The 23425-nt window shown below is 69.5% G+C and carries 19 protein-coding genes; 6 read left to right on the top strand and 13 right to left on the bottom strand.

Annotated features, from left to right (window positions below; translation table 11 throughout):
- Positions 1-69 precede the first annotated feature (69 nt).
- Positions 70-303, bottom strand: coding sequence for a DUF397 domain-containing protein (locus ACIRQP_RS13075; RefSeq protein WP_403887850.1), 234 nt, complete (start codon positions 301-303; stop codon positions 70-72).
- On the bottom strand, positions 303-1163 hold the full coding sequence (locus ACIRQP_RS13070; protein ID WP_403887847.1) for a helix-turn-helix domain-containing protein: 861 nt from the start codon (positions 1161-1163) through the stop codon (positions 303-305). Before ACIRQP_RS13070 ends, ACIRQP_RS13075 begins: the two co-directional genes overlap by 1 nt.
- Before the next feature lie 358 nt (positions 1164-1521).
- Between ACIRQP_RS13070 and ACIRQP_RS13065 the strand changes: the two genes are divergently transcribed.
- Positions 1522-2049, top strand: coding sequence for an ATP-binding protein (locus ACIRQP_RS13065; protein ID WP_403887844.1), 528 nt, complete (start codon positions 1522-1524; stop codon positions 2047-2049).
- 189 nt (positions 2050-2238) lie between these two features.
- Here ACIRQP_RS13065 and ACIRQP_RS13060 read toward each other — a convergent pair whose 3' ends face one another.
- Positions 2239-2700, bottom strand: a complete 462-nt coding sequence (locus tag ACIRQP_RS13060) for a DUF1772 domain-containing protein (protein ID WP_403887841.1) — start codon at positions 2698-2700, stop codon at positions 2239-2241.
- A gap of 312 nt (positions 2701-3012) precedes the next feature.
- Between ACIRQP_RS13060 and ACIRQP_RS13055 the strand changes: the two genes are divergently transcribed.
- Positions 3013-3726, top strand: a complete 714-nt coding sequence (locus ACIRQP_RS13055) for a DNA-binding response regulator (protein ID WP_403887838.1) — start codon at positions 3013-3015, stop codon at positions 3724-3726.
- Positions 3727-3826: 100 nt separating this feature from the next.
- Here the strand turns inward: ACIRQP_RS13055 and ACIRQP_RS13050 are convergent, their stop codons facing one another.
- The 9 genes from ACIRQP_RS13050 to iolC all read right to left on the bottom strand — a co-directional run bounded on the left by ACIRQP_RS13050 (position 3827) and on the right by iolC (position 16816).
- On the bottom strand, positions 3827-4687 hold the full coding sequence (locus tag ACIRQP_RS13050; RefSeq protein WP_403887835.1) for an ABC transporter permease: 861 nt from the start codon (positions 4685-4687) through the stop codon (positions 3827-3829).
- Positions 4684-7251, bottom strand: coding sequence for an alpha/beta fold hydrolase (locus ACIRQP_RS13045; protein WP_403887930.1), 2568 nt, complete (start codon positions 7249-7251; stop codon positions 4684-4686). The genes ACIRQP_RS13050 and ACIRQP_RS13045 overlap by 4 nt, the downstream gene beginning before the upstream one ends.
- 250 nt (positions 7252-7501) lie before the next feature.
- Complete coding sequence (locus ACIRQP_RS13040; RefSeq protein ID WP_403887832.1) at positions 7502-8119, bottom strand: DUF4291 domain-containing protein; 618 nt, start codon at positions 8117-8119, stop codon at positions 7502-7504.
- A gap of 105 nt (positions 8120-8224) precedes the next feature.
- A complete protein-coding gene (gene asnB, locus ACIRQP_RS13035) occupies positions 8225-10066 on the bottom strand; it encodes an asparagine synthase (glutamine-hydrolyzing) (RefSeq protein ID WP_403887829.1) in 1842 nt (613 codons plus the stop codon).
- Positions 10067-10512: 446 nt separating this feature from the next.
- Positions 10513-12012, bottom strand: coding sequence for a CoA-acylating methylmalonate-semialdehyde dehydrogenase (gene mmsA / locus ACIRQP_RS13030; RefSeq protein WP_403887826.1), 1500 nt, complete (start codon positions 12010-12012; stop codon positions 10513-10515).
- 14 nt (positions 12013-12026) lie between these two features.
- Positions 12027-13901: a 3D-(3,5/4)-trihydroxycyclohexane-1,2-dione acylhydrolase (decyclizing) gene (gene iolD / locus ACIRQP_RS13025; protein WP_403887823.1), complete on the bottom strand. Its 1875-nt coding sequence runs from the start codon at positions 13899-13901 to the stop codon at positions 12027-12029.
- The gene (gene iolB, locus ACIRQP_RS13020; protein ID WP_403887820.1) at positions 13898-14887 is read right to left on the bottom strand and encodes a 5-deoxy-glucuronate isomerase; all 990 of its coding nucleotides are present in this window, start codon (positions 14885-14887) and stop codon (positions 13898-13900) included. The genes iolD and iolB overlap by 4 nt, the downstream gene beginning before the upstream one ends.
- Positions 14888-14903: 16 nt before the next feature.
- Entirely contained in the window at positions 14904-15785 is an 882-nt protein-coding gene (locus ACIRQP_RS13015; RefSeq protein WP_403887817.1) for a deoxyribose-phosphate aldolase, read from the bottom strand.
- Positions 15782-16816 carry a 5-dehydro-2-deoxygluconokinase gene (gene iolC / locus ACIRQP_RS13010; RefSeq protein ID WP_403887814.1) on the bottom strand — a complete coding sequence of 345 codons (1035 nt, stop codon included), beginning with the start codon at positions 16814-16816 and terminating at the stop codon, positions 15782-15784. Before iolC ends, ACIRQP_RS13015 begins: the two co-directional genes overlap by 4 nt.
- Positions 16817-16971: 155 nt before the next feature.
- Between iolC and ACIRQP_RS13005 the strand changes: the two genes are divergently transcribed.
- The 4 genes from ACIRQP_RS13005 to ACIRQP_RS12990 all read left to right on the top strand — a co-directional run bounded on the left by ACIRQP_RS13005 (position 16972) and on the right by ACIRQP_RS12990 (position 20931).
- Complete coding sequence (locus ACIRQP_RS13005; RefSeq protein WP_403887811.1) at positions 16972-17883, top strand: sugar phosphate isomerase/epimerase family protein; 912 nt, start codon at positions 16972-16974, stop codon at positions 17881-17883.
- A 305-nt stretch (positions 17884-18188) separates the two neighbouring features.
- On the top strand, positions 18189-18503 hold the full coding sequence (locus tag ACIRQP_RS13000) for a hypothetical protein (RefSeq protein ID WP_403887808.1): 315 nt from the start codon (positions 18189-18191) through the stop codon (positions 18501-18503).
- A 141-nt stretch (positions 18504-18644) separates the two neighbouring features.
- Positions 18645-20459 (top strand): glycosyl hydrolase family 95 catalytic domain-containing protein, encoded by a 1815-nt coding sequence (locus tag ACIRQP_RS12995; protein ID WP_403887805.1) that lies wholly within the window; start codon positions 18645-18647, stop codon positions 20457-20459.
- 274 nt (positions 20460-20733) lie between these two features.
- On the top strand, positions 20734-20931 hold the full coding sequence (locus ACIRQP_RS12990; RefSeq protein WP_403887802.1) for a helix-turn-helix transcriptional regulator: 198 nt from the start codon (positions 20734-20736) through the stop codon (positions 20929-20931).
- 124 nt (positions 20932-21055) lie between these two features.
- On the opposite strand, the gene ACIRQP_RS12985 is transcribed toward ACIRQP_RS12990, so the two are convergent.
- On the bottom strand, positions 21056-23320 hold the full coding sequence (locus tag ACIRQP_RS12985) for an MMPL family transporter (RefSeq protein ID WP_403887799.1): 2265 nt from the start codon (positions 23318-23320) through the stop codon (positions 21056-21058).
- Positions 23321-23425: the final 105 nt, after the last annotated feature.

Raw genomic sequence — 23425 nt, 5'->3', positions numbered from 1 at the left:
GCGGATAGCGGGTGGCGGGGGGTCCGAGGGGGCTGCGGGTGGATGGGGCGCGTCCGGAGGAGGAGGTGACTACAGGAGGAAGTCGGCGAGACCGTTCTTGGCGCCCGCGATGAAGTCGGCCATGGCGGCCGCGGTGCAGATCAGGGTCGGCCCCGACGGGTCCGCGGACTGGCGGATCGCGACGTACTCGCCGTCCACCTTCTTCGCCTCGACGCAACTGCCGCCGTTGGGACCGCTCCACGGCTTCTCCCAGCCGTCGGCTCCCAGTTCGTCGGCCGGCATACCGTTGAAAATCTCCCGCATTAGAGCTCCTTGCGAATCCCTAGGAGAAAAGCTCTGGTTTCGTCAACGGGTGCCGCCCGGGCGGACATATTGTCCAGGACTTCCAGATAGGCGGCGATATCAGGGCGCTGATCCATATAGACGGCGCCGGTGAGATTCTCGGTGTAGACGACATCGGGCAGTTCGGGTATGTCGAACCGAAAGAGATGGAACGGACCGAACGCTCCAAGGTGCGGCCCGATCGCAAACGGCATGATCTGCAGAGTGACGTTGGGGATCGCGGTGGCTTCCAGCAGCCGGTCGACCTGCGCCCGCATCACGTCCGGATTGCCGACGGGTCTGCGCAGGACCGCTTCTTCCATCAGGATCCACAGAAAGGGCGCGTCCGCCTTGGCGAGCAGTTGCTGACGCTTGATGCGCAGCGCGACGCGCCGCTCCAGCTCCTCCGCGTTTCGGTGCGCGCCGGCCCGCAGCACGCCACGGGCGTACTCCTCGGTCTGTAACAGGCCCGGCACGTAGTGGGGTTCGTATGTCCTGATCAGACTGGCCTGGTCCTCCAGGCTGATGTACACGCTGAACCAGCCGGGCAGCGCGTCGCGATAGCGATGCCACCAGCCGGGCTTGTTGGCGACCTTGACCAACTCGGCGAACTCCTCGGCCTCGCTCTCCGTGGCTCCGTACGCCTGCAACAGCAGCAGGACATAGGGGAGTTTGAGGCTTACCTCGGAATTCTCCATACGCCGAATGGTCAGGGGAGCGACATCGAGGACTTTCGCCGCCGCCTCACGGGACACCCCCGCCTTCTCACGGAGTGCACCGAGCCGCTTACCCAGAACGATACGCAGGACGGTGGGCGCGGTTCCCGGACGAGCCTCACTCATGCGGGGTCTCCTGACGTCGACTCATCTCATGAAGTCTGACAGGTGACCGGTGCTCTATCCAGAGAGATGTGGAGCATTGTGAAATTATCAGAACGATCGGTTGCGGCCTGTGACCGTCAGCGCTCATAGTGAACGCGTGGCTCACATCACGGATCACCGTGCACACAAGCAACCCCAGCCCCTCGCGGGGGAGTTAGAAGCGCCTGCTCGACACCCCTGGGGTGCCTGGTGTGCCTCGGTCGGCCGACAGGACGAGGGAAGCGACTCCGCCCTCCGCGCACGTACGCACAGTCACGACACCTGCGGTCATGACGCGTACGGGCACGAGACGTACAGGCACGAGGCCTACGGACACGACGTGTCGCGGCACGACGTGTCCCGGCACGACGCCTACGGGCATGACGCGTACGGGCGTGACGCGTACGGGCACGACGTACGCGATCACGGCCGGCACGTCGCGCACAGAAGCGCTTTCACGCTTCCCAGCAGACGGGACTCCGTCGCCAGAGCGCGGCACTGGCTCCGTGATGAGCTTCAGCGGTGGAGACTGCCCACGGACCTGTGCGATGTCGCCGTCCTCGTCGTCTCCGAGTTGTTCACCAATGCCGTGCTCCACACGGCCAGCGCGCTGATCAGCTGTGAGGTGCGGCTCCTGACCGAGCATGTACGGCTCGACGTCCACGACCAGGGCGCACGGGACGGGGCGCCCAGCCCCCGGAACCCCGACTCCCGCGCGGAGAACGGGCGTGGGCTGCTGCTGGTGGAGAGTCTGGCCGAGGCATGGGGCGTCGGATCCCGCGAGGGCGGGGTGGGGCGCACGGTATGGGCGATGCTCCCGCTGAGTCACGGGTCCGGCATCGCGTCCGGTATCAGGTCCGGCATCTGAACGGCCGGTCGGGTCGAGGGCTGTCGCCGGTCCCGAGCGGCAGTACAGGGGTCTGCCGATCGGGTCGGCTCAGCCCTGCCCGCGGCGGCTCGCGACCGTCACTCCGCCATCCGCCCGTCCATCCGTCCATCCGTCCATCCGTCCATCCGTCCATCCGTCCATCCGTCCATCCGTCCATCCGTCCATCCGTCAGGAGAGAGCGGCGCCGACCACCAGCGCGAAGGCCGCGACGGAGAAGAGCGTGCGGATGAGGTGGAACGTGTTCCAGCGGGACTCGAAGGCCGCGCGCGCCACACTGTCGGGTGAGGAAGTGCTCGAAGCAAGCGCGTTGTTGAGCGGGATGTTGCCGCCGATGGTGACCAGATGGTTGAGGACGGCGCAGACCAGTCCGGCCACCAGGAGCCAGCGCTGCGTGTCCGAGCGCCCGTCGACGGGTACGGCGAGCGCCGCCGCCGGGAACGCCACCACGGCCAGGAAGGTCAGCAGGAAGACCGGGCGGGGCACGTACTCATTGACCCGGCGCATGGCCGTGACGAACTGCTCGTCGTCCAACCGGCCCAGGGCGGGCATGACGCCGGTCCGGAAGATCAGGAAGTACCCCGCGTACAGACCCGTGGAGATCGCGGCGAGAGCGAGCAGCAGAGTGGCCATGCGCACATCATGGCGCACGGAAAGTCCGACAGGGCACGGTTCTTGAGCCCTTCTCGATCATGCCTGTCGATCGCCGCCGATCACCCGGGCCGCGGGAGCGATCACCCAGACTGCGGGAGTATGGGCCGGTTGTGGAAGCTCTGGCATGGAGTCGCCACTCTCCGTACTGGCACTTGTCACGGTGAGCAATGATGTGCGTACATGGAGTGGCGTACGGCTCCGAGGGGATGGCGGGGGTGGTCAGCCGTGGCAGAGGTTTCGGGTTCTGTGCTCAACAGGTCGACATTGCCGGTGGGCGGAGCGCGGGAGGACGTGGCGGACACGCCCCATCCGCCCGGCCGGCCGATCCAGGGTGTGCGGGAAGTGACGGCGACGCTGACCGCCCTGGTCCGTTCCGCCCGGCGGGAGTTGCTGATCTTCGATGATCCGGGCAGTTGTCTGGGGCAGTGCATCCCGGAGGAGTTCCTTGAGTTCGCCGGCGCCTGTGTGCGTGCGGCGGGTGAGCAGAGCTGGCACGACAGCGGGCCGGGAGGCAGAGCGCGGGGGCGGTCGAGCGCGGTCGGCGTCCGCAGGATCGTGCCGCGCCATGGGCTCGCCGGGCTGTCGTACCCACTCCCCCGCGACCTGCCCGGCCGGGCCAGACAGACGGACTCCATCCCGTTCAAGATGATCCTGGTGGACCGCTCGGTCGCCGCGGTCCCGCTCGATCTCCAACTCCACTACCACGGGCTGCTGTTGATCCGCGATCCGGTGGTTGTCCAGGCCCTGGTCCGTACGCACCAGACGTGGTGGGACACGGGCGAGGAGCTGCCGACCGCCGCGCTCCCCTCGCCCGGGGGCCTGCCGGGGCATCTGCGGCCCGTTCTGGAGGCGCTGCTCGCCGGGCTGACCGACGAGACGGCGGCGACGCGGCTGGGCATGTCCAGCCGTACGTACAGCCGTCGGGTGGGCGATCTGCTCACCGCACTCGGCACGACGAGCCGCTTCCGGGCGGGTGCGGAAGCGGCTCGAAGGGGGTGGGTCTAGGTCCTGTCCGGCCCACGAGGACCGACCGGACAGGGCCTGGGGCCGGTTGCGGCCTCGGGTCTGGTCTGTCACGAAGCCACGAAGCCACGAAAGGAGAGTGCTAGGAAACAACGTCCTTACGCGAGAAGCCCCGGAAAGCCAGCGCGAACAGCACCACGGCATAGGTCACCGAAACCGCCGCGCCCTTCACCATGCCGCCCCACTCCAGCTGCGGCTGGAGCGCGTCCGCCCAGGCGAACTGCCAGTGCGCCGGCAGGAAGTCCCGCCAGGAGCCGAGCGCCGTCACGGCGTCCAGCACGTTACCGATGATCGTCAGCCCGACCGCCCCGCCGACCGCGCCCAGGGGGGCGTCGGTCTTGGTGGACAGCCAGAAGGCGAGGCCGGCGGTCACCAGTTGGGAGACGAAGATGAACGCGACGACGAGTGCCAGCCGGGGCACCGCGTCGGCGGTGGCCAGGGAGCCGCCCGTCGGCAGTTCGAGCGGCCCCCAGCCATAGGCCGCGGTGCCCGCCGCCAGGGCGACCAGCGGCAGCAGCAGCATCGCCGCCGCGCTCATACCGAGCGCCACCGCCAGCTTGCTCCAGAGCAGCCGGGCCCGCGGCACGGGCGCGGCGAGGAGATACCGCAGCGAGGACCAGCTCGCCTCCGAGGCGACCGTGTCCCCGTGGAACAGCGCGACGGGCACCACCAGCAGAAAGCCCGCGGAGACGAAAAGGCAGGTGGCCGCGAAGTTGGCGCCGGAGGCGGTCGCGGTGTCCATCAGGGTCACCCGGCCGTTCCGATCGTCGTCGCCCGGGGTGCCGCCGATCGCGAAAGCCACGATCAGGATGAAGGGCAGGACGGCGAGCAGGACGCCCATCGCCAGCGTCCGTCTGCGCTTCAGCTGCCGCAGCGCCTCGACCCGCAGCGGCAGGGTGCGCCGGGCCCGGTAGCCGGGGGCCGATTCCATCAGCGCGCTCATGCGGAGCCTCCTGAGATCAGGGTGAGGAACGCGTCCTCCAGGCGATGGTGCGGTCCGACACCCGTCAGCGGGACATCCAGCCGGAGCAACTCGGTGACCAGGGCGTTGGTGCTCGCCCCGTCGAGCCGTACGAGCAGACCGAGTCCGTCGTCCGTGCGGACCGCCGAGCCGATGCCCGCCAGCGCGGCGATCTTCTCGACGACGGGCTCCGGTACCTCCTCGGCGGTGGTGACGAGCAGGGTGTCACCCGCGCCGGTGATCTCCGCGACCGGGCCGGCCTGGACGAGCTGCCCGCGGTGCATGACGACCAGATGCGTACAGGACTGCTCGACCTCGGAGAGGAGGTGGCTGGAGACGATCACGGTCCTGCCATCGGCCGCGTACCTGATCATCACGTCCCGCATCTCGCGGATCTGGGGCGGGTCGAGACCATTGGTCGGTTCGTCGAGGATCAGCAGATCCGGCATGCCGAGCATGGCCTGGGCGATCGCGAGCCGCTGTCGCATGCCCTGCGAGTACGTGCGTACGGCCCGCGCGAGCGCGTCGCCGAGCCCGGCGATCTCCAGGGCCTCCTCGATATGGGAGTCCTCGGTGGGCCGGCCGGTGGCCTGCCAGTACAGCTCCAGGTTGGCCCGGCCCGACAGATGCGGCAGGAAACCCGCGCCCTCGACGAACGAGCCGACCCGCGAGAGCACCGGAGCCCCCGGCCTGATGGCGTGCCCGAAGACACGGATCTCGCCCGCGTCGGGGCTGATCAGCCCCATCAGCATGCGCAGGGTGGTGGTCTTGCCGGCACCGTTCGGGCCGAGAAGACCGAGGACCTGGCCCTTTTCGACCTGGAAGGAGAGATCACGGACCGCGTAGCGGTCGGCGGCTCCGGCGTACCGCTTCGTCAGGCCGGTGATCCGCAGCGGCACCTCGGCGAGCGCGGGATCGGGCGCGGGCGCGCTGGTACGGCGCCGGGCGGTGAGCAGCAGCACGGCCGCGATCAGTACACCGGCGGCCGGCAGCCCCCAGGTCCACCAGGGCAGTGCGGTCGATCCGGCGGTGAGCGCGGGCACGGTCGGTACGGTCAGCGGGCCGTCGACGGAGACCCGGTAGGTGGCCGGGGCGGCCGGCGAGGCATAGCCCAGGTCGGTGGCGGAGAGGACGACCCGGAGCCGGTGTCCCGGCACGACCTGGTGATCCACGGCGGGCAGCGTGAGCTCCACCGTCCTGCCCTTGCGCGCGTCCTCGACCCGTACGGGCGAGACGAGCTGCGAGGGCAGCACCTGCTGGCGGCCGTCGGGCCCGACGTCGTACACCTTGGCGAAGAGCACCGCGTCACCGCTGTCGGAGGTGACGGTGGCCCGGACGGTCGGCGAGCCGGTGATCCGCAGCGACCGGTCGAGGGGTGCGGAGTCGAAGCGCGCGTGCTGTCCTGGGAAGTCGAGGGAGAGCCCGACGCCGAGAGAGGAGAGCTGGGAGAGTCCGCCGCCCACGCCCGGTACGGCGGAGATCGCCGGCGGGCTCCCGCCCGCCGGGTTGGCGAAGGTCTGCGTGCCACCACTGAGCGGGACGCTGGTGGCGCCGCTCTCCAGACCGGGATAGTGATCGCTGCTCGCGCCCCGCAACAGGCTCCGGCCATCGGTGGAGTCGACGCCACCGGCCCGGCTGACGCGGAACGCGGGTCCGGTCTCCGCGCCCTTGTCGTCCTTGAGATAACGGTCGAACCAGGAGGTGATCCGGCCCAGGACGCGGTCGCTCTCCTGGTCACCCCCGTCGTGTCCGCCCGAAATCCAGTCGACGTCGACGGGCGCGCCGTTGGCGCTGATGGCCTTCGCCATGGCGTCGGCCTGGCCGAGCGGGAAGAGGGAGTCGGTCTGGCCCTGGACGATCAGCGCGGGCACATCGATACGGTCTCCGACGGCGGACGGGCTGCGCTCTTCGAGGAGTTCGCGGGCGGCGGCGTCCGGTGTGCCGGAGACGGCGACCCGCTGGTACATGTCGCAGAGCTCCTTCTGGAACGTCTCGCAGCCACCGCCGGTGGAGAAGAAGATCCCGGCCCAGAGCTTCTTGAAGACGCCGTCAGGGAAGAGCGCGTCGGCGAGGTTCCAGTACGTGATCAACGGAGCGATCGCATCGACCCGCTTGTCGTACCCGGCGGCGAGCAGCGAGATGCCACCACCGTACGAACCGCCGGTCACCCCCACCCGGGGATCGCCCTTGGCGTCGAGCCGCACCTCGGGCCTGGCGGCGAGCCAGTCGATCAACCGCGAGACGTCCTTGACCTCGTAGTCGGGGTCATTGAGCCCAATCTCACCGGTGGACTTCCCGAAACCGCGCGCCGACCAAGTCAGCACCGCGTACCCGTCCTGGGCGAGCTTCTCGGCCTGGGCCCGTACGTCGTCCTTGCTGCCGCCGAAGCCGTGCGCGGCCAGGACGGCCGGCCGGCGCCCGCTGCCCGCGGTGAAGTACGAGGTGTCGATCCGGGCGCCGTCCATCGTCAGCACCTGGTCCGTGCGGTGCACGGCGGGCGCACCGTCCGAGGCGACGGCGGTCCAGGTCCCGGCTCCGACGAGCACAGCGGCTACGCCGAGGCCCGCGAGCCATCGCGCGCGCAGCCGAAACCGGCGGGGGGTTCGTAGCTCCATGCTTGAACCCTAAACGGGCTTCGGCCCCGGCCGTGCTGACACCGGTCGGAACTCGAAGGCATCCCGGCGTAGTACGGATAGCCACGCCGTACACCAGACGCGGTACGCGGACCCCGGGTCTTCCATGCGGATCGTGCCGGGCTCGCGCGCCCCGGCGCCTGATCCGGCGTGATCGACCTGATCAATCTGACCCAAAAGACAAACCCTGGAGATGAAGCCGTCCGAGGAGTTCGTCTCCCGCCGGGTAGCCGGTCTCCTCGGGCAGCAGCCCCGCCGCGGCGGCCAGTTCCCCCTCGCGCACCAGAGCGTGGATCCTGTGCGCGAGCGGCGTCACATCCCGTATGGACAAGGTCCACTCGTCCGCGTACCGCCGCGCCGCCTCACCCGACAACCCGAGCTGAAGGGAGCGATACGGCAGCGCCCTGAGATGCAGATCCCGCTCCGGATCCCATTGCACGCGGACGGGAGAGCGCTTCAACTCGCGCTTCCAGAGCGCCGGATCGGGGTGCAAGGCGCGGTCGTAGTGCGACAGACAGGCATGAGCCAGCGCCCATTCGAACCCGTCCCGGGAGATCTCCACGGCCAGTACGGTCGTCTGATCCTCTTTGGCGCCCCAGCCGCAGCGGTACATCATCCACAGGAACGACGGCTTGATCCAGGTCATGCGGTCGCGCTTCCAGGCCGCCGGGAACCGGCCGTCACAGGCCGCGGGCAGGCCGAGGGCGGGCGGATAGGCCTGGTAGACAGTGATCGTGGACGCCGTGTGCAGCGCGCGTATCCGGTACTTCGGTTCTGGCATGGAACCAGCGTGCTGCGGGGTGACCGGGGCGGCCACCCATTTACGGCGGATCGCGGGCGCCGAGGCACACCTGCCTGTCCGCCGCCCCGGGCCCCGACCGGGCCCTCAGGTCAGAGTGATCTCCGGGTTGTAGAGGTCCAGCCAGATCGCCAGGTCCAGCGTGCGTTCCAGGCCGCGGCGCGATGCCTGGGTGATGTGCGGCGTGTCGCTCTCCGTCACGCGTCGGATCCGGTCGGCGTCGACCAGGTCGAAGACCCGGTGGGACGGTTGGGAGAGCAGGTCCTTGGCGTGTTCCTGGAGGGCTACGGCGTACTTGGGGTCCTGGGTGGACGGGTAGGGGCTCTTCACCCGGTCGTACACCGATTTCGGCAGCAGATCGGCCGTCGCCTCCCGTAGCAGGCTCTTCTCCCTGCCGTCGAAGGACTTCAGGGACCACGGGGCGTTGTAGACGTATTCGACGAGCCGGTGGTCGCAGAACGGCACCCTGACCTCCAGGCCGACGGCCATGCTGGCGCGGTCCTTTCGGTCCAGCAGGATCCGTACGAAACGGGTCAGGTGGAGATAGGAGATCTTGCGCATCCGGTACTCGAAGTCGCTTTCACCGCTGAGGCGTTCGATGTCGGCGACGGCCTTCGCGTAGCTCTCGCGGAGGAAGTCCGGCAGGTCCACGGCGGTGCTCACGTCGGTGCGCAGTACGTCCGCGTCGTTGCCGAAGTGGTCGGCGAGGCGTACCAGCCACGGGAACATCTCGGCGTGCCTCGCCTCCTCGTCGAAGAACTGGAGGTAGCCGCCGAAGACCTCGTCGGCCGATTCGCCGGAGAGCGCGACGGTGGAGTACTTCCGGATGGCCCGGAAGAGGAGGAAGAGGGAGGAGTCCAGGTCGCCGAAGCCCATGGGGAGGTCGCGGGCCCGGATCATCCGGCTGCGTACCTCGGGGTCGGCCAGGGTCTGGGAGTCGAGCACGATGTCCTGGTGCTCCGTGCCCGACTCGCGCGCGACGTCGTGGACGAACGGAGTGTCCGGGGTCGTGCGCAGCTCGTCGGCGACGAAGTTCTCGGTACGGCCGACGAAGTCGACGGAGAAGCTGCGGACGCGCTCGCCGGTTTCGGCCAGTTGACGCGCGGCCAGCGCCGTCATGGCGGAGGAGTCGAGGCCGCCGGAGAGGAGCGTGCAGCGCGGTACGTCCGCGACGAGCTGGCGCCGCACGATGTCGTCGAGGAGGGTACGTACCCGCGCCACCGAGGTGTCGCGGTCGTCGGTGTGCGGGCGGGTCTTCAGCGACCAGTAGACCCACGGGCGCAGTCCGCTCCGGTCCAGGGTCAGTACGGTGCCGGGCTCGACCTCGTGCATGCCGTCCCATACGGCGTGGCCGGGCGTTTTCACGAAGGCGAAGAGTTCACGCAGTCCGTCCAGCCGGACGCGCGCGTGGGCCAGCGGGTTGGCGAGGATCGCCTTGGGCTCGGAGCCGAACAGCACACCGTCGGGGGTCGGGTAGTAGTAGAAGGGCTTGATGCCCATCCGGTCGCGGATCATCACGAGCGTCTGGTCGCGGCCGTCCCAGATCGCGAAGGCGTACATGCCGTTGAGGCGTTCCGCCACGGCCTCGCCCCACTCCTGATAGCCGTGCAGGACGACCTCGGTGTCGGAGTCGGTGATGAACCGGTGGCCGCGGCCCGTCAGCTCGCGCCGCAGTTCGGTGAAGTTGTAGGCCTCGCCCGAGTAGACGAGCGCCAGGGGGCCCTGCGGGGTGTCGAGCGTCATGGGCTGACGGCCACCCGGCAGGTCGATGATCGCCAGCCGGCGATGGCCGAGGGCCGCGGGGCCGCTGATCCAGGTGCCACGGTCGTCGGGGCCCCGGCAGGCCATGGTTTCCGTCATCGCATCCAATGTTTCGGACGCGGAACGCAGATCACGGTCGAAGGAGACCCAGCCGGTGATGCCACACATGTGTGTCCTCCTGCTTCCGATCCCAGGGCCGGAGCGCAGGTCGGAGACCGTGGACAAGCCTGGGTTCACGGCAGGACAGGGCACCGGGCCAGATCAGTTGTATTCAGCATCTATATCTATATTACGAGCGTGAGTCATACGGCTGCGTCCGGACAACGCGGTCGCCCGGCGACCGGTTACGCGAAGCGGACGCTTTCAGCCGTACGCCGCGAAAGGTAATGAATTGCTCTGGCCCGGGGATCCGGGGCGCGCCACGGCCGTGGCGCGGCTGTGCGCCGGAGAGGGCTGCCCGATCGAGCCATGGGCAAAGACTTCACCAAACCGGCCGCCGGCCGAGCGGGCGGCCGAGCGGGCGGGCGCGAGCGGGCACGGCAAACGCCCGTGGCCCGTACGACGCGGGACGTCGTACGGGCCACGGGCCGCGACCAAGGGCCGGGAGCGGCGTGTCAGTGGTTGCGCGGGAAGCCGAGGTCCACGCCCGCAGGGGCCTCGGACGGGTCCGGCCAGCGGGTGGTGACGACCTTGCCGCGCGTGTAGAAGTGCACGCCGTCGTTGCCGTAGATGTGGTGGTCGCCGAAGAGCGAGTCCTTCCAGCCGCCGAAGGAGTGGTAGCCGACGGGGACCGGGATCGGTACGTTCACCCCGACCATGCCGGCCTCGATCTCCAGCTGGAAGCGGCGGGCGGCGCCGCCGTCGCGGGTGAAGATGGCCGTGCCGTTGCCGAAGGGGGAGGCGTTGATCAGATCGACGCCCTCCTCGTAGGTTTCCGTGCGCAGCACGACCAGCACCGGGCCGAAGATCTCGTCGCGGTACGCGTCGGAGTCCGTGGAGACCTTGTCGAGCAGCGAGAGCCCGATCCAGTGGCCCTCCTCGAAGCCCTCGACCGTGTGCCCCGTACCGTCCAGGACGACTTCGGCCCCCTGGGCCGCCGCGCCCGTGACATAGCCGGCCACCTTGTCGCGGTGGGCCTTGGTGATGAGGGGGCCCATCTCTGAGGCCGGGTCGTTGCCGGGGCCGATCTTGATCTTCTCGGCGCGCTCACGGATCTTGGCGACCAGCTCGTCACCGATCGCGCCCACCGCCACGACCGCGGAGATCGCCATACAGCGCTCGCCGGCGGAACCGTAGGCGGCTGAGACCGCCGCGTCCGCGGCGGCGTCGAGGTCCGCGTCCGGCAGGACCAGCATGTGGTTCTTGGCACCGCCGAGCGCCTGGACGCGCTTGCCGTTGGCGGAGGCCGTCGTGTGGATGTAGCGGGCGATCGGGGTGGAGCCGACGAACGAGACCGCCGCCACGTCCGGGTGTGCGAGCAGGGCGTCCACCGCGACCTTGTCGCCGTGCAGGACATTCAGCACACCGTCGGGCAGCCCGGCCTCGGCGGCCAGCTCGGCCAGCAGGTTCGCCGCCGAGGGGTCCTTCTCGCTGGGCTTGAGTACGAAGGTGTTACCGCAGGCCACCGCCAGCGGGAACATCCACATGGGCACCATCGCCGGGAAGTTGAACGGCGTGATGCCCGCGACCACGCCCAGCGGCTGGCGGATCGAGGAAACGTCGACGCGGTTGGAGACCTGTGTGGACAGCTCACCCTTGAGCTGTGTGGTGATCCCACACGCCAGCTCGACGATCTCCAGGCCCCGGGCGACCTCGCCGAGCGCGTCCGAGTGCACCTTGCCGTGCTCGGCGGTGATCAGCGCGGCGATGTCGTCGCGACGGGCGTCGAGCAGCGCGCGGTAGCGGAAGAGGATGCCCGTGCGCTGGGCGAGGGACGAGGTCCCCCACGTGGCGTACGCGGCCTTCGCGGCGGCGACCGCGCTGTCCACCTCCTCGGCGGAGGCGAGCGCGACCTGTGTGGTGACGGCGCCGGTCGCCGGGTCGGTCACCGGGCCCCAGTTGCCCGACCCGCCCTCGACGGTCTTGCCACCGATCCAGTGGTTGACGGTCTTCATTCCGTTTTGCTCCTTCACAGCTGGCGGCGGCGGGCGGCTACGTGCCGTTCGTACTGCTCACGGGCCTTGACCGCGGACGGGCGCGTCGCGGTCTCGGCCACGGGGACATCCCACCACGCCTGGGCCGGAGGGACGCCCGACACAGTGTCTGCCGTTTCGGTCTCCACATAGACACATGTGGGAACGTCGGCGTCGCGCGCCGCGGACAGGGCTTCACGCAGGTCACGAACCGTCTTGGCACGGATCACCCGCATGCCGAGGGAGGCCGCGTTGGCGGCGAGATCGACGGGCAGCGGGGCGCCGGTGTATGTCCCGTCGTCGGCCCGGAAACGGTACGCCGTGCCGAACCGTTCCGCGCCAACCGTCTCGGACAGGCCACCGATGGAGGCGTATCCGTGGTTCTGGAGGATCACGACCTTGAAGGGCAGCCGTTCCTGGACGGCCGTGACGATTTCGGTGGGGTTCATCAGATACGTACCGTCCCCGACGAGCGCCCAGACCGGCCGGCCCGGCGCCGCGAGCTGTACGCCGATCGCCGCCGGGATCTCGTAGCCCATGCAGGAGTAGCCGTACTCGACGTGGTACTGGTCGTGGGAACGGGCCCGCCACAACTTGTGGAGATCGCCGGGGAGCGATCCGGCCGCGTTGATGACGATGTCCTCTTCGGTGACCAGGGCGTCGAGCGCGCCGAGGACCTGGGCCTGGGTGGGGCGTACGAGATCCTCGTCGGCGGTGAACGCGGCGGCGACCCGGTACTCCCAGCGCTCCTTGTCCTCGGTGTACTCGGTGGCGTAGGCGGGCGCGACATGGTGGTCCACGAGCCCCGCGGCGAGCAGTTGCAGGGCCGTACGGGCGTCCGCGACCAGCGGGTCGGCCGCGAGCTTGTGGGCATCGAAGCCGGTGACATTGATATTGAGGAAGTGGACGTCGGGGTTGGAGAAGAGCGTGTTGGACGCGGTGGAGAAGTCCGACCAGCGGGTGCCGACGCCGATCACCAGATCGGCGGCCTTGGCCAGTTCATTGGCGGTGGCCGTGCCGGTGTGGCCGATGCCGCCGACCTCGCGGGGGTGGTCGTACGGCAGCGAGCCCTTGCCGGCCTGGGTCGCGGCGACGGGAATACCGGTCTCCGCGGCGAACGCGGCGAGCACGTCCTCCGCCGCGCTGTAGTGCACTCCGCCGCCCGCGACGAGCAGAGGACGGCGGGCTTCCCGTACCAGCCGTACCGCTGCGGCGAGTTCGTCGGGGTCGGGCGCCTGACGGCGGACTCGCCAGACGCGTTCGGAGAAGAACTCCTCCGGCCAGTCGTATGCCTCCGCCTGCACGTCCTGAGGCAGGGCCAGGGTGACGGCCCCGGTCTCGGCGGGGTCGCTGAGCACGCGCATCGCGGCGAGCGCGGCCGGGATCAGCGCCTCGGGGCGGGTGACACGGTCGAAGTACGTGGAGACGGGCCGCAGGGCGTCATTGACGGAGATGTCGCCCGCGCTGGGCAGTTCGAGCTGTTGCAGGACGGGGTCGGCGGGACGGGTGGCGAAGGTGTCACCGGGGAGCAACAACACGGGGAGGCGGTTGATGGTGGCGAGAGCCGCACCGGTGACGAGGTTGGTGGCGCCGGGACCGATGGAGGTGGTCACGGCATGGGCGGACAGGCGGTTGCTCTGGCGGGCATAGCCGACGGCGGCGTGGACCATGGCCTGCTCATTGCGTCCCTGCAAGTACCTCATCTCCGAGGCTGACTCGACAAGGGCTTGGCCGATACCCGCCACGTTGCCATGGCCGAAGATGCCCCAAGTGGCGTTGATCAAACGTTGCTTGTGGCCGTCCCGCTCGGTGTACTGCCGGGACAGGAAGCTGATCAGTGCCTGGGCGACGGTAAGACGGCGCGTACTCATCGGGAATCCTCCTCGGCTGCGGGTGGCGATACGGGTTCGGCCCCGGGCTTGACGGGCGCGGGCTTGACGGCCGCGGGGTCTACGGCCGCGCGTTCAGGCTCCGGCCCGGCCGATGCCGCCTCGTACAGCGGCAGCCGGGGGTCGACGGCGAGCCCCGGCCATGTGTCCCTGATCCAGTCGTGGTCGGGGTGGTCGCTGATCAGCCACTCCCGCGACTCGCCCGGCCCCGCCATCACATTGAGGTAGTACATGTCGCGGCCCGGCGAGGCGATGGACGGGCCGTGCCAGCCGTCCGGGATCAGGACGGTGTCGCCCGTACGCACCTCGGCGAGGACGTCCGTCCCGCCGGGGCGGGACGGCGACACCCGGTGATAGCCGAGGCCGTCGCCGTCGATCTCGAAGTAGTAGATCTCCTCCAGCTCGGACTCGACGCCCGGCCGGTGCTCGTCGTGTTTGTGCGGCGGGTACGACGACCAGTTGCCGCCCGGGGTGAGCACCTCGACCGCGATGAGCCGGTCGCACGCGAAGACCCCCGCCGCGCCGAAGTTGTTGACCTGACGCGAGCAGCTGCCCGCGCCGCGCAGCTCGACCGGAACCTCCGGCGCGGGGCCGTAGCGAGCGGGGAGTCGTCGCTCGCACTTCGCTCCTGCCAGGGCGAAGCGGCCTCCCGCACCGGAGGCGATCTGTGCGTGGGCATCACGCGGCACGTAAGCGAAGTCCGTGACTCCGCTGAACACGCTTTCCCTGCCCCGCAATTCAAAGAGTTTGCCCTGCGTGCTCACCGTGCAACCGCCGGTGAGCGGAAGAACGATCCACTCGCTGTCCCCGGCGGCCAGCGCGTGCGTACCGCCTGGCGGGAGCTCCAGGACGCGCAGACTGCTGTGTGACCAGCCGGCCCGCCGTGGATCGATGTCGAGGGCATACGGTCCCGACGCGGCGCTGCCCGCGGGTACGTACCAGCCGTACGGTTCGTGGTTGGTCGTCATGAAGTCTCCGTACCCCCTAGAGCAGACCCACGGCCGTATCGACGGCACGGGCCACGTCCCCGTCGGCCGGATAGAGCAGTGAACGGCCGACGACCAGCCCCCGGACGGTGGGCAGTTGCAGCGCCTTGCGCCATTTCTCGTACGCGCCCTCCTGATCGCCCCCGATCTCGCCGCCCAGCAGGACGGCCGGGAGTGTCGAGGTCTCCATCACCCGGGCCATATCGTCGGGGTCCTGGGTAACGGGAACCTTCAGCCAGGTGTACGCCGAGGTACCACCCAGTCCGGAGGCGATGGCGATCGAGCGCGTCACCGCGTCCGCGCCCAGATCGGTACGGAGCCGGCCGTCCGCGCGGTAGCAGATGAACGGCTCGACGAAGACCGGCAGCCGCCGTTCGGCCATGGCGTCGACGGCGCGGGCGGTGGAGTGGAGGGTGTCGAGGGAGCGCGGGTCCTCGTAGTCGATACGGAGGAGCAGTTTGCCCGCGTCGAAACGGAGCCTGGTGAGGTCCTCGGGGCGGTGTCCGGTGAAGCGGTCGTCGAGTTCGAACGCGGCGCCTGCGAGCCCGCCGCGGTTCATCGAGCCGACGACGACGCGGTCCTCCAGGGCGCCGAGCAGCAGCAGGTCGTCGAGTATGTCCGCGGTGGCCAGGACGCCGTCGACACCGGGCCGGGACAGCGCCAGACAGAGCCGCTCCAGCAGATCGGCGCGGTTGGCCATGGCGAGGCGCCGGTTCCCGACGGCCAGGGCGCCGCGGGCCGGATGGTCGGCCGCGATGATCATCAGCCGGCCGCCGGCGCGCAGCAGGGGGCGGCGGGTACGGCGGGCCGCGGCCTCGGCGACGGCCTCGGGGTGGTGCGTACGCAGCCGGACCAGCTCGGACACATCGACGCCGCTCACGAGTGGGCCTCCGGAGATCGCACCGAGGACGGCGCGGTGGACGGCGCGGTAGGGGGTTCGGGCGGGGGATCTCCCGCCGGAACCCGCCCGTCCGCGAGCGTCCGGGTGACCTCGTCGTCGTACGGCATCGCGGAGGAGCAGGCGAGGCGGCCCGCGACGATGGCCCCCGCGGCGTTCGCGTAGCGCATGACGTGCTCCAGATCCCAGCCGGCGAGAAGTCCGTGACAGAGGGCGCCACCGAACGCGTCCCCCGCGCCGAGTCCGTTGACGACATCGACGGGGACGGGCGGCACTTCGGCCCGGGTACCGTCCCGATGGACGGCGAGCACGCCCTTGGGGCCCTGCTTGACGACGGCCAGTTCGACCCCGGCGGCGAGCAGCGCCCGCGCGGCGGCATGAGGTTCGCGCTCGCCCACGGCCACTTCGCACTCGTCGAGATTGCCCACGGCGACGGTGGCGTGCCGCAGCGCCCGCGCGTACACCGCGCCGGGCTCCGCGCCGTCCGGCCAGAACATCGGCCGCCAGTCGAGATCGAAGACGGTCATCCCCGCTCTTCCGCGCGCTTCCAGCGCCGCCAGGGTCGCCGTCCGGCTGGGCTCCGCGCACAGGCCGGTGCCGGTCATCCAGAAGATATGGGCCGAACGGATGGCGTCCAGGTCCAGTTCGTCCGGATGGATCTCCAGGTCCGGGGCCTTGGGCAGCCGGTAGAAGTAGAGCGGGAAGTCGTCCGGGGGAAACACCTCGCAGAAGGTGACCGGGGTCGGATACGCGTCCACCGCCGTCACCCAGCGGTCATCGACCTCGAACTCCCGCAGTGCCTGGTGCAGATAGTCCCCGAACGGATCCCGGCCGGTGCGGGTGATGACGGCGGCGCGCCGGCCGAGCCGGGCCGCCCCGACGGCGACATTCGTCGCGGAGCCACCGAGGAACTTCCCGAAGGTGTCGACCTGGGCCAGCGGGACCCCCGTCCGCAGCGGATAGAGGTCCACCCCGATCCTGCCCATGGTGATGACGTCGTACGGCTCAGGCATGCGCGTCCCTTCGGTTCGCCGGTCACTCCGACGTCACTCCCACATCCACGTCACCCCCAGGTCTAATGCCCGATCCGGAGCCCTGTCAATGTTTTGTCCTTACATTCGGACGAAGGGCTTGACACTCATTCCGCCCGGCCGGAAAGCTGACCGGTATGACCTCTTCCGTACCCACGTCCAACCGCATCCGGGTCGGGTCGGCCCCCGATTCCTGGGGCGTGTGGTTCCCCGACGATCCCCAGCAGGTTCCCTGGCAGCGTTTCCTCGACGAGGTCGCCGAGGCGGGCTACGAGTGGATCGAACTAGGCCCGTACGGCTACCTCCCCTCCGATCCCGTCCGGCTGGGCGCGGAGACCTCCCGGCGCGGGCTGAAGGTCTCCGCCGGAACCGTCTTCACCGGGCTGCACCACGGCCCGGCCGTCTGGGAGAAGACCTGGGCGCATGTCGCCGACATCGCCGCACTCACCCGGGCGATGGGCGCGGACCATCTGGTCGTCATCCCTTCGTTCTGGCGCGACGACAAGACCGGCGAGGTGCTGGAGGACCGGACCCTGACGGCGCAGCAGTGGCGCGATCTGACGGCGCAGACCGAGCGGCTCGGCCGTGAGGTGCGGGACCGGTACGGGCTGCGCATCGTCGTCCATCCGCACGCCGACACCCATATCGACAGCGAGGAGAACGTCAGCCGCTTCCTCGACGCGACCGATCCCGATCTGGTCTCGCTCTGCCTGGACACCGGGCACTACGCCTACTGCGGCGGCGACAGCGTCAAACTGATCGAGACCTATGGGGAGCGGATCGGCTATCTCCATCTCAAGCAGGTGGACCCGGAGATCCTCGCCGAGGTCGTCGCGGACGAGGTGCCGTTCGGGCCGGCGGTCGGGCGCGGGGTGATGTGCGAGCCGCCGGGCGGGGTTCCCGCGCTGGAACCGGTGCTCACCGCGGCGCGGCGGCTGGATGTGGACCTCTTCGCCATCGTCGAACAGGACATGTATCCCTGCCCTCCGGACAAGCCGTTCCCGATCGCCGCACGCACCCGCCGTTTCCTGCGGAGCTGCGGCGCCTGACCCACCGCGCCCGCGCGACGCCCTGACGCCGCTCCGCGGCCGGACTGACGCCCGGACAGGACCTGTCGGCCCGGACTGGATCCGAGAGGTCCCGTCCGGGCGTTTCCGCATCTCCATCCAACGGCCCCTCCCACTTCATTGATCCGACCTCTCACCGCATCGACTCCTTGACAGGGACACGACCATGGCAGGATCGTCCCAGTAAGGGGTATTCAGCGCCGTAGACAGGGGCCGCCGTGCATTCACCCGTTCCTCCACCTTCATCGCGTCCCGGATTCCTCGGAGGTATCACGCGGGCGGGACATATGTCACGGCGTACGTTCATGACGGCGGCGGGCGTGGCGGCCTTCTCGGTCTCCTCGCGCACCGCCTGGGCGCGGACCTCCGACGGTGGCGGCGGCGAGGAGCGCGGCGGTAGCGCCGGTGACACGGACGCGTACCGCCGCATCCTCCTCGACGCGGCCATGAAGTGGCGCAGGCTTCCCTCGGGTTGGCAGTCCGCGCCCTTCTTCGGCAATGGCTTCCTCGCCGCGCATCTCTACAGCAAGGCGGGCGAGGGCAACGCCCTGAGGATCATGCTCAACCACTCCCTCGTACAGGACCAGCACGGGCAGTGGTAAGCGGCCATCGGCTACTCCCGGCTGCCTGTCGGCTATCTCACACTGACCTTCGCGGGCACGGTCACGGATGTCGACTGGTCCCTGGATCCGGCGACCGCCGAGCTGAACGGCACGGTCACCACGACCGCCGGCGGCGTCCGGATGCGGGTACTGATCCTGCGTCAGAGCGATGTGCTGCTGGTTGCCCTGGAGCCCACGGCGGGTGAGCGGGAGGCCGCTTGGGGGTTCACCCCGCTGCCGTCCGCGACCACCAGGACCAGCCGCGTACCACCGGAGTACACCACCAACCCCGAACCGGCCGCCGGGCCCGGATTCGTGGAACAGCCGCTGGACGCGGGCGGCGGGTACACCACGGCCTGGCGCGAGATCCACGAGGGAAGTGGACGGCTGCTCGCGGCCTCCATCGCCTACGGCTACCCGGATTCGACCGGGCGCGAACGTGCGCTGTCGGCCGTGGACCGGGCGCTCACCACCGCGCCGGACACGCTCGTCCGCGAACACCGTCGGTGGTGGGGCGACTTCTACCGGCGCAGTCTGGTCTCGGTCCCGGACAAACACCTCCAGCGCTTCTACTGGCTCCAGCTCTACAAGATGGCGTCGTCCACCGGGAAGGACTCCCCCGTACTGCCCGTCTTCGGGCCGTGGTTCCCGGAGACCGGCAACAACTGGACCAACATCTGGTGGAACCTCAACACCCAGGTCGCCTATCCGCTGATCAACGGCTCCGTCCATCTTGAACTGGACGCGATCACCCCCACCTTCCGTACGCACCACCGCAATCTGGAGCTGAACATCCATCCGGACCACCGGGACGGCGAGAGCTACGCGCTCTGTCATCCGGGCGACCGGGAACTGCGTCCGGGCCCGCGTTATGTGGGAGTGCCCGGGGTCAGCCCCAACAACCACACCGGCAATCTGACCTGGGCCATGCACAATGTGTGGCTGTCCTACCGGCACTCCATGGACCGGCGGATTCTCCAGGACGTGCTGTATCCGGTACTCAGCCGGGCCATCGCCTATTACGCGCGCTTCCTGACCGAAGGGGCCGACGGTCTGCTGCATCTGCCGGAGACCCGGTCACCGGAGTACGCCAACGCGTCCGACTGCACCTACGACCTGTCCTTGATCCGCTGGGGCTGCCGAACGCTGCTGGAGGCGGCGCGGGCACTGCGGATCGACGACGCGCGGACCGCAGGCCCGCGCGACATCCTGGCCCGGCTGGTCCCGTACCACCGGGGCGAACAGGGCGTGCTGATCGGCGCGGAGGTGCCTCTCGCGGAGTCGCACCGGCACTACTCGCATCTGCTGTGGCTCTACCCCCTTCAGGAGTCCCTGGACCGTACGAGCTTCGAGCACTGGGCGGGCATGAGGGAGAGCTGGCACGGCTACAGCTTCGCGGCCGGCGCCTCGATGGAGACCCTCTTCGGCAACGCGGACCGGGCGCTGTCGTATCTGAAGTTCTTCACCGACGGGAACACCGTCGACGGGACACAGCTGACGCCGAACACCATGTACCGCGAGGGCTCCAACTTCGCCATCGAGAGCCCGCTCGCCGCTGCCCAGTCACTGCTGGACATGCTGGTCCAGAGCCATGGCGGTACGGTCCGCGTGTTCCCCGCAGTCCCCTCGGGCTGGGCGGACGCCTCGGTCCAACGACTGTGCGCCCAGGGCGCGTTCCTCGTGGACGCGTCACGCTCCGCCGGCCGCACCGACTGGGTGACAGTACAGAGCGAGGCGGGCGCGCCGCTGGTGCTTGAGCACGGCATCGACGGCGCGATCGACGTACGCGACGAGCGCGGCCGGAGGCTGCGGTACCGGGACCATCACCGTCGATCTGCCGAAGGGTCGTACCGCCGTGGTCACCAGAAGGGGAGCGAACCCGGTGCGACGACCTCGCGATGTACGGGCGGACGGCACGTATCCGCGATGGGGGCTGCCCGAGCCGGACTGACGTGATGCAACTGGTGTCACGGAACTGACCTGAGGTATCCGCTCCACATGAGGCATACGCGCCGTACGTACGGCATGTGTCGCATGCGCTACAAAGATCCCTCTACTGTCACGCATATCTCGATTACACGGTCCTTCCGTCACAAGGAGGTGACAAATTCACTCTCCTCATCACTCTGTGTCGCTCAGGGGGCACAGGCTGGGTGATCACCAGCGTCGTGCCGCAGCTCCCCCGACGGCCCACCGGCCTCCCTGCGGCGGACGCGGGGAGGTGCCACTGATGACGGACAAAAGGCTCTGGTCCTACAAGGAGATCGCGGCGCACATCAGCGTGCAGCCGGACACCGTCCGCTCGTACCGCAAACATGGACTGCTTCCGTCGCCCGACCATGTGGAGAACGGAAAGCCCTACTGGTACGCGGACAGCGTCCGTGCCTGGGTGGCCCAGCGTCCCGGTAACAGAAGCAACAGAGGCTGAGCAAGGCACCGGCCGTGGAGCGCCGTGGGTCCGTACCGATCCGGTACGGACCCACGGCCTCCGTTACGTCCCGCTACCCCCCTTTCCGCACGCTCCCGTTCCGCACGCTCCCCTTGCGCCCCGGTCAGACGCTCGCCGTGTCCCGTTCCCAGGCAGAGGGATCCGTCCGCGCCGGATCTCCCGCGTCCCCTCCGGCGGCCAGCTTCGACTCGCCCTCGCTCAGCCCGAACCGGTCATGGAAGCGGCGCAGCGGGCCGGGGGCCCACCAGGTCACCCTTCCCGTCAGCTTCATCACCGCGGGCACCAGCAGACTGCGGACCACCATCGCGTCCATGAGCACGGCGAGCGCGATCCCGAGCCCGAGCATCTTGGTGTTGGTCACCCGGGAGGTGCCTATGCCCACCATGACCACCGCGAGGATCACGGCTGCCGCGGTGATCAGTCCACCGGTGCGCCGGAGACCGAAGGTCACCGCCTGTTCGTGGTCGCCGCCTCGGTCGTACTCCTCCTTGATCCGGGAGAGCAGGAAGACTCCGTAGTCCATGGAGAGCCCGAAGGCGACACAGAACATCAGGACCGGCAGGGTCGTCTCGATGTCGCCGGTGGCGGTGAAGCCGAGCAGCCCGGAGAGATTGCCGTCCTGGAAGACCCAGACCACCGCCCCGAACATCGCTGTGAGACTCAGCGCGTTGAGCACGACCGCTTGGACCGGTATCAGCACACTGCCGGTGAGCAGGAAGACCAGCAGCAGGGTCACCACCACGATGATGGCCACCGCCCAGGGCAGCCGGTCGGCGATCGCTTCCTTGGAGTCGACCAGGACGGCGGCGGTGCCGGTCACCGACGTGTCGAACGCGGCCGGTTCCGCGCGGATGTCCCGGACGAGCTGCTGGGCCTCCTGCCCCACCGCCTCTCCCTCGGCCCGCACCGTGAAGTACCCGTGTTCGCCCGAGGCGACGGGACCGTCCACCCCGAGCGCCCCCGGCAAAGCCGCTATCCGGCTGCGGTAGTCGGCGTATTCGGCGGGCGTGGCAGCGCCCTTCACGAACACCTCCAGGGTCCCGCTCGGGCTGCCGGGGAAGCCGTCCCGTATCTCCTCCTGGACCACCCGGGAATCGGCGCTCGACGGCAGTTGCCGGTAGTCGGCGGTACCGAACGTGGCCCCCAGGAAGGGCAGTCCGAGCACTACCAGCCCGGCGGCCGTGGCGAGGGCGAAGACCGGCGCGCGGCGCATCACCAGCGCTGCGGCACGCCCCCAGCCCGCCCCCGGCTCGGCGGACGCACCCCCGGCTCCCGGCCCGTCCCGCGTCCCGGACTTCCGCCGCCCCCGGCGCAGCAGCACCCGCAGATCCAGCGCGTTGACCCGGTGTCCCAGCAGCATCAGCGCGGCGGGCAGCAGTATCAGCGCGGCCGCCGCCGCCAGCAGCACCACCGCGATGCCGGCGTAGGCGAAGGAGCGCAGGAAGTACTGGGGGAAGACCAGCATGGCCGCCAGCGACACCGCCACGGTCAGCGCGGAGAACAGCACCGTCCGCCCGGCGGTGCGCAGCGTGACGCCCACGGCCTCCCGTACTTCGGCACCCTCGGCCAGCTCCTCGCGGAACCTGCGCACGATGAACAGGGCGTAGTCGACTGCCAGTCCGAGCCCCAGGGCCGTGGTGAGGTTCTGCGCGAAGACCGAGACATCGGTGAGCTCGGTGATCCCGCGCAGTACCGCGTTCGTCCCCAGGATGGCGACAATTCCGAGCCCGAGCGGCAGAAGGGCGGCGACCGCGCTGCCGAAGACCATCACCAGCAGCACCAGCGTCACCGGCAGGGCGATCAGCTCGGCCCGCAGCAGATCCTCCTGGATGATCTCCTGCATCTCGTGCTGTACCGCGACGGGTCCGCCGAGCGAGACCTCCAACGGCCCGTGCGTGCCGCGGAATTCCGGCGCTATCCGGTCCAGGGCCACGGAGGCCGTCTTCTCGTCGCCTTCGATCCTCGCCGCGATCAGCGCTTCCCGGCCGTCCCCGGCGCGCAGCGCGCCCGATCCGGTCTCCCAGTAGGACCCGACCCCGGAGATGCCCGGCTCGGCCGCGAGCCGGTCGGTGAGGCGCTTGGCCTCGGCGGCCACCGCGGGGTCGTCCACGCTCCGGCTGCCGCTGTCCACAAGCAGCAGCAGATTGGGCTGAGAGGCAGGGAACTCGCGCTCCAGCGCCTGGGTCGCGTACGTCGACTCGGCGTCCGGATCCGCCCAGCCGCCGCTTCCCATCCGGTCGGCGACCCCGCTCCCGGCGAAGACGGCCAGAGCCGTGATCACCAGCGCGACCAGCAGAGAGAGCCTCGGGCGCGCGGTGACGAACCGGGTCCATCCCCCAGGACTCGGTCCAGTATTGACTTCGGACATGGTGCGGTGTCCCCTTCACCGTGACCCGTGGCATGGGTCAGCCATCGCCATAGAATAGACAAACACGAGCTATCGCTCGCATTAACCAATAATGCGAGCCGTCAC

This window comes from Streptomyces sp. NPDC102274 (genome assembly GCF_044766385.1).
GTDB lineage: Bacteria > Actinomycetota > Actinomycetes > Streptomycetales > Streptomycetaceae > Streptomyces.
The sequence above is the reverse complement of the archived record's forward strand: the minus strand, read 5'-3'. Positions and strand labels throughout refer to the sequence as shown.

Coding starts and splice junctions, on each gene's coding strand:
- ACIRQP_RS13075 (WP_403887850.1), bottom strand. CDS start 303: ATGCGGGAGATTTTCAACGGTATGCCGGCCGACGAACTGGGAGCCGAC.
- ACIRQP_RS13070 (WP_403887847.1), bottom strand. CDS start 1,163: ATGAGTGAGGCTCGTCCGGGAACCGCGCCCACCGTCCTGCGTATCGTT.
- ACIRQP_RS13060 (WP_403887841.1), bottom strand. CDS start 2,700: ATGGCCACTCTGCTGCTCGCTCTCGCCGCGATCTCCACGGGTCTGTAC.
- ACIRQP_RS13050 (WP_403887835.1), bottom strand. CDS start 4,687: ATGAGCGCGCTGATGGAATCGGCCCCCGGCTACCGGGCCCGGCGCACC.
- ACIRQP_RS13040 (WP_403887832.1), bottom strand. CDS start 8,119: ATGCCAGAACCGAAGTACCGGATACGCGCGCTGCACACGGCGTCCACG.
- asnB (WP_403887829.1), bottom strand. CDS start 10,066: ATGTGTGGCATCACCGGCTGGGTCTCCTTCGACCGTGATCTGCGTTCC.
- mmsA (WP_403887826.1), bottom strand. CDS start 12,012: ATGAAGACCGTCAACCACTGGATCGGTGGCAAGACCGTCGAGGGCGGG.
- iolD (WP_403887823.1), bottom strand. CDS start 13,901: ATGAGTACGCGCCGTCTTACCGTCGCCCAGGCACTGATCAGCTTCCTG.
- iolB (WP_403887820.1), bottom strand. CDS start 14,887: ATGACGACCAACCACGAACCGTACGGCTGGTACGTACCCGCGGGCAGC.
- iolC (WP_403887814.1), bottom strand. CDS start 16,816: ATGCCTGAGCCGTACGACGTCATCACCATGGGCAGGATCGGGGTGGAC.
- ACIRQP_RS13005 (WP_403887811.1), top strand. CDS start 16,972: ATGACCTCTTCCGTACCCACGTCCAACCGCATCCGGGTCGGGTCGGCC.
- ACIRQP_RS13000 (WP_403887808.1), top strand. CDS start 18,189: ATGTCACGGCGTACGTTCATGACGGCGGCGGGCGTGGCGGCCTTCTCG.
- ACIRQP_RS12995 (WP_403887805.1), top strand. CDS start 18,645: ATGCGGGTACTGATCCTGCGTCAGAGCGATGTGCTGCTGGTTGCCCTG.
- ACIRQP_RS12990 (WP_403887802.1), top strand. CDS start 20,734: ATGACGGACAAAAGGCTCTGGTCCTACAAGGAGATCGCGGCGCACATC.
- ACIRQP_RS12985 (WP_403887799.1), bottom strand. CDS start 23,320: ATGTCCGAAGTCAATACTGGACCGAGTCCTGGGGGATGGACCCGGTTC.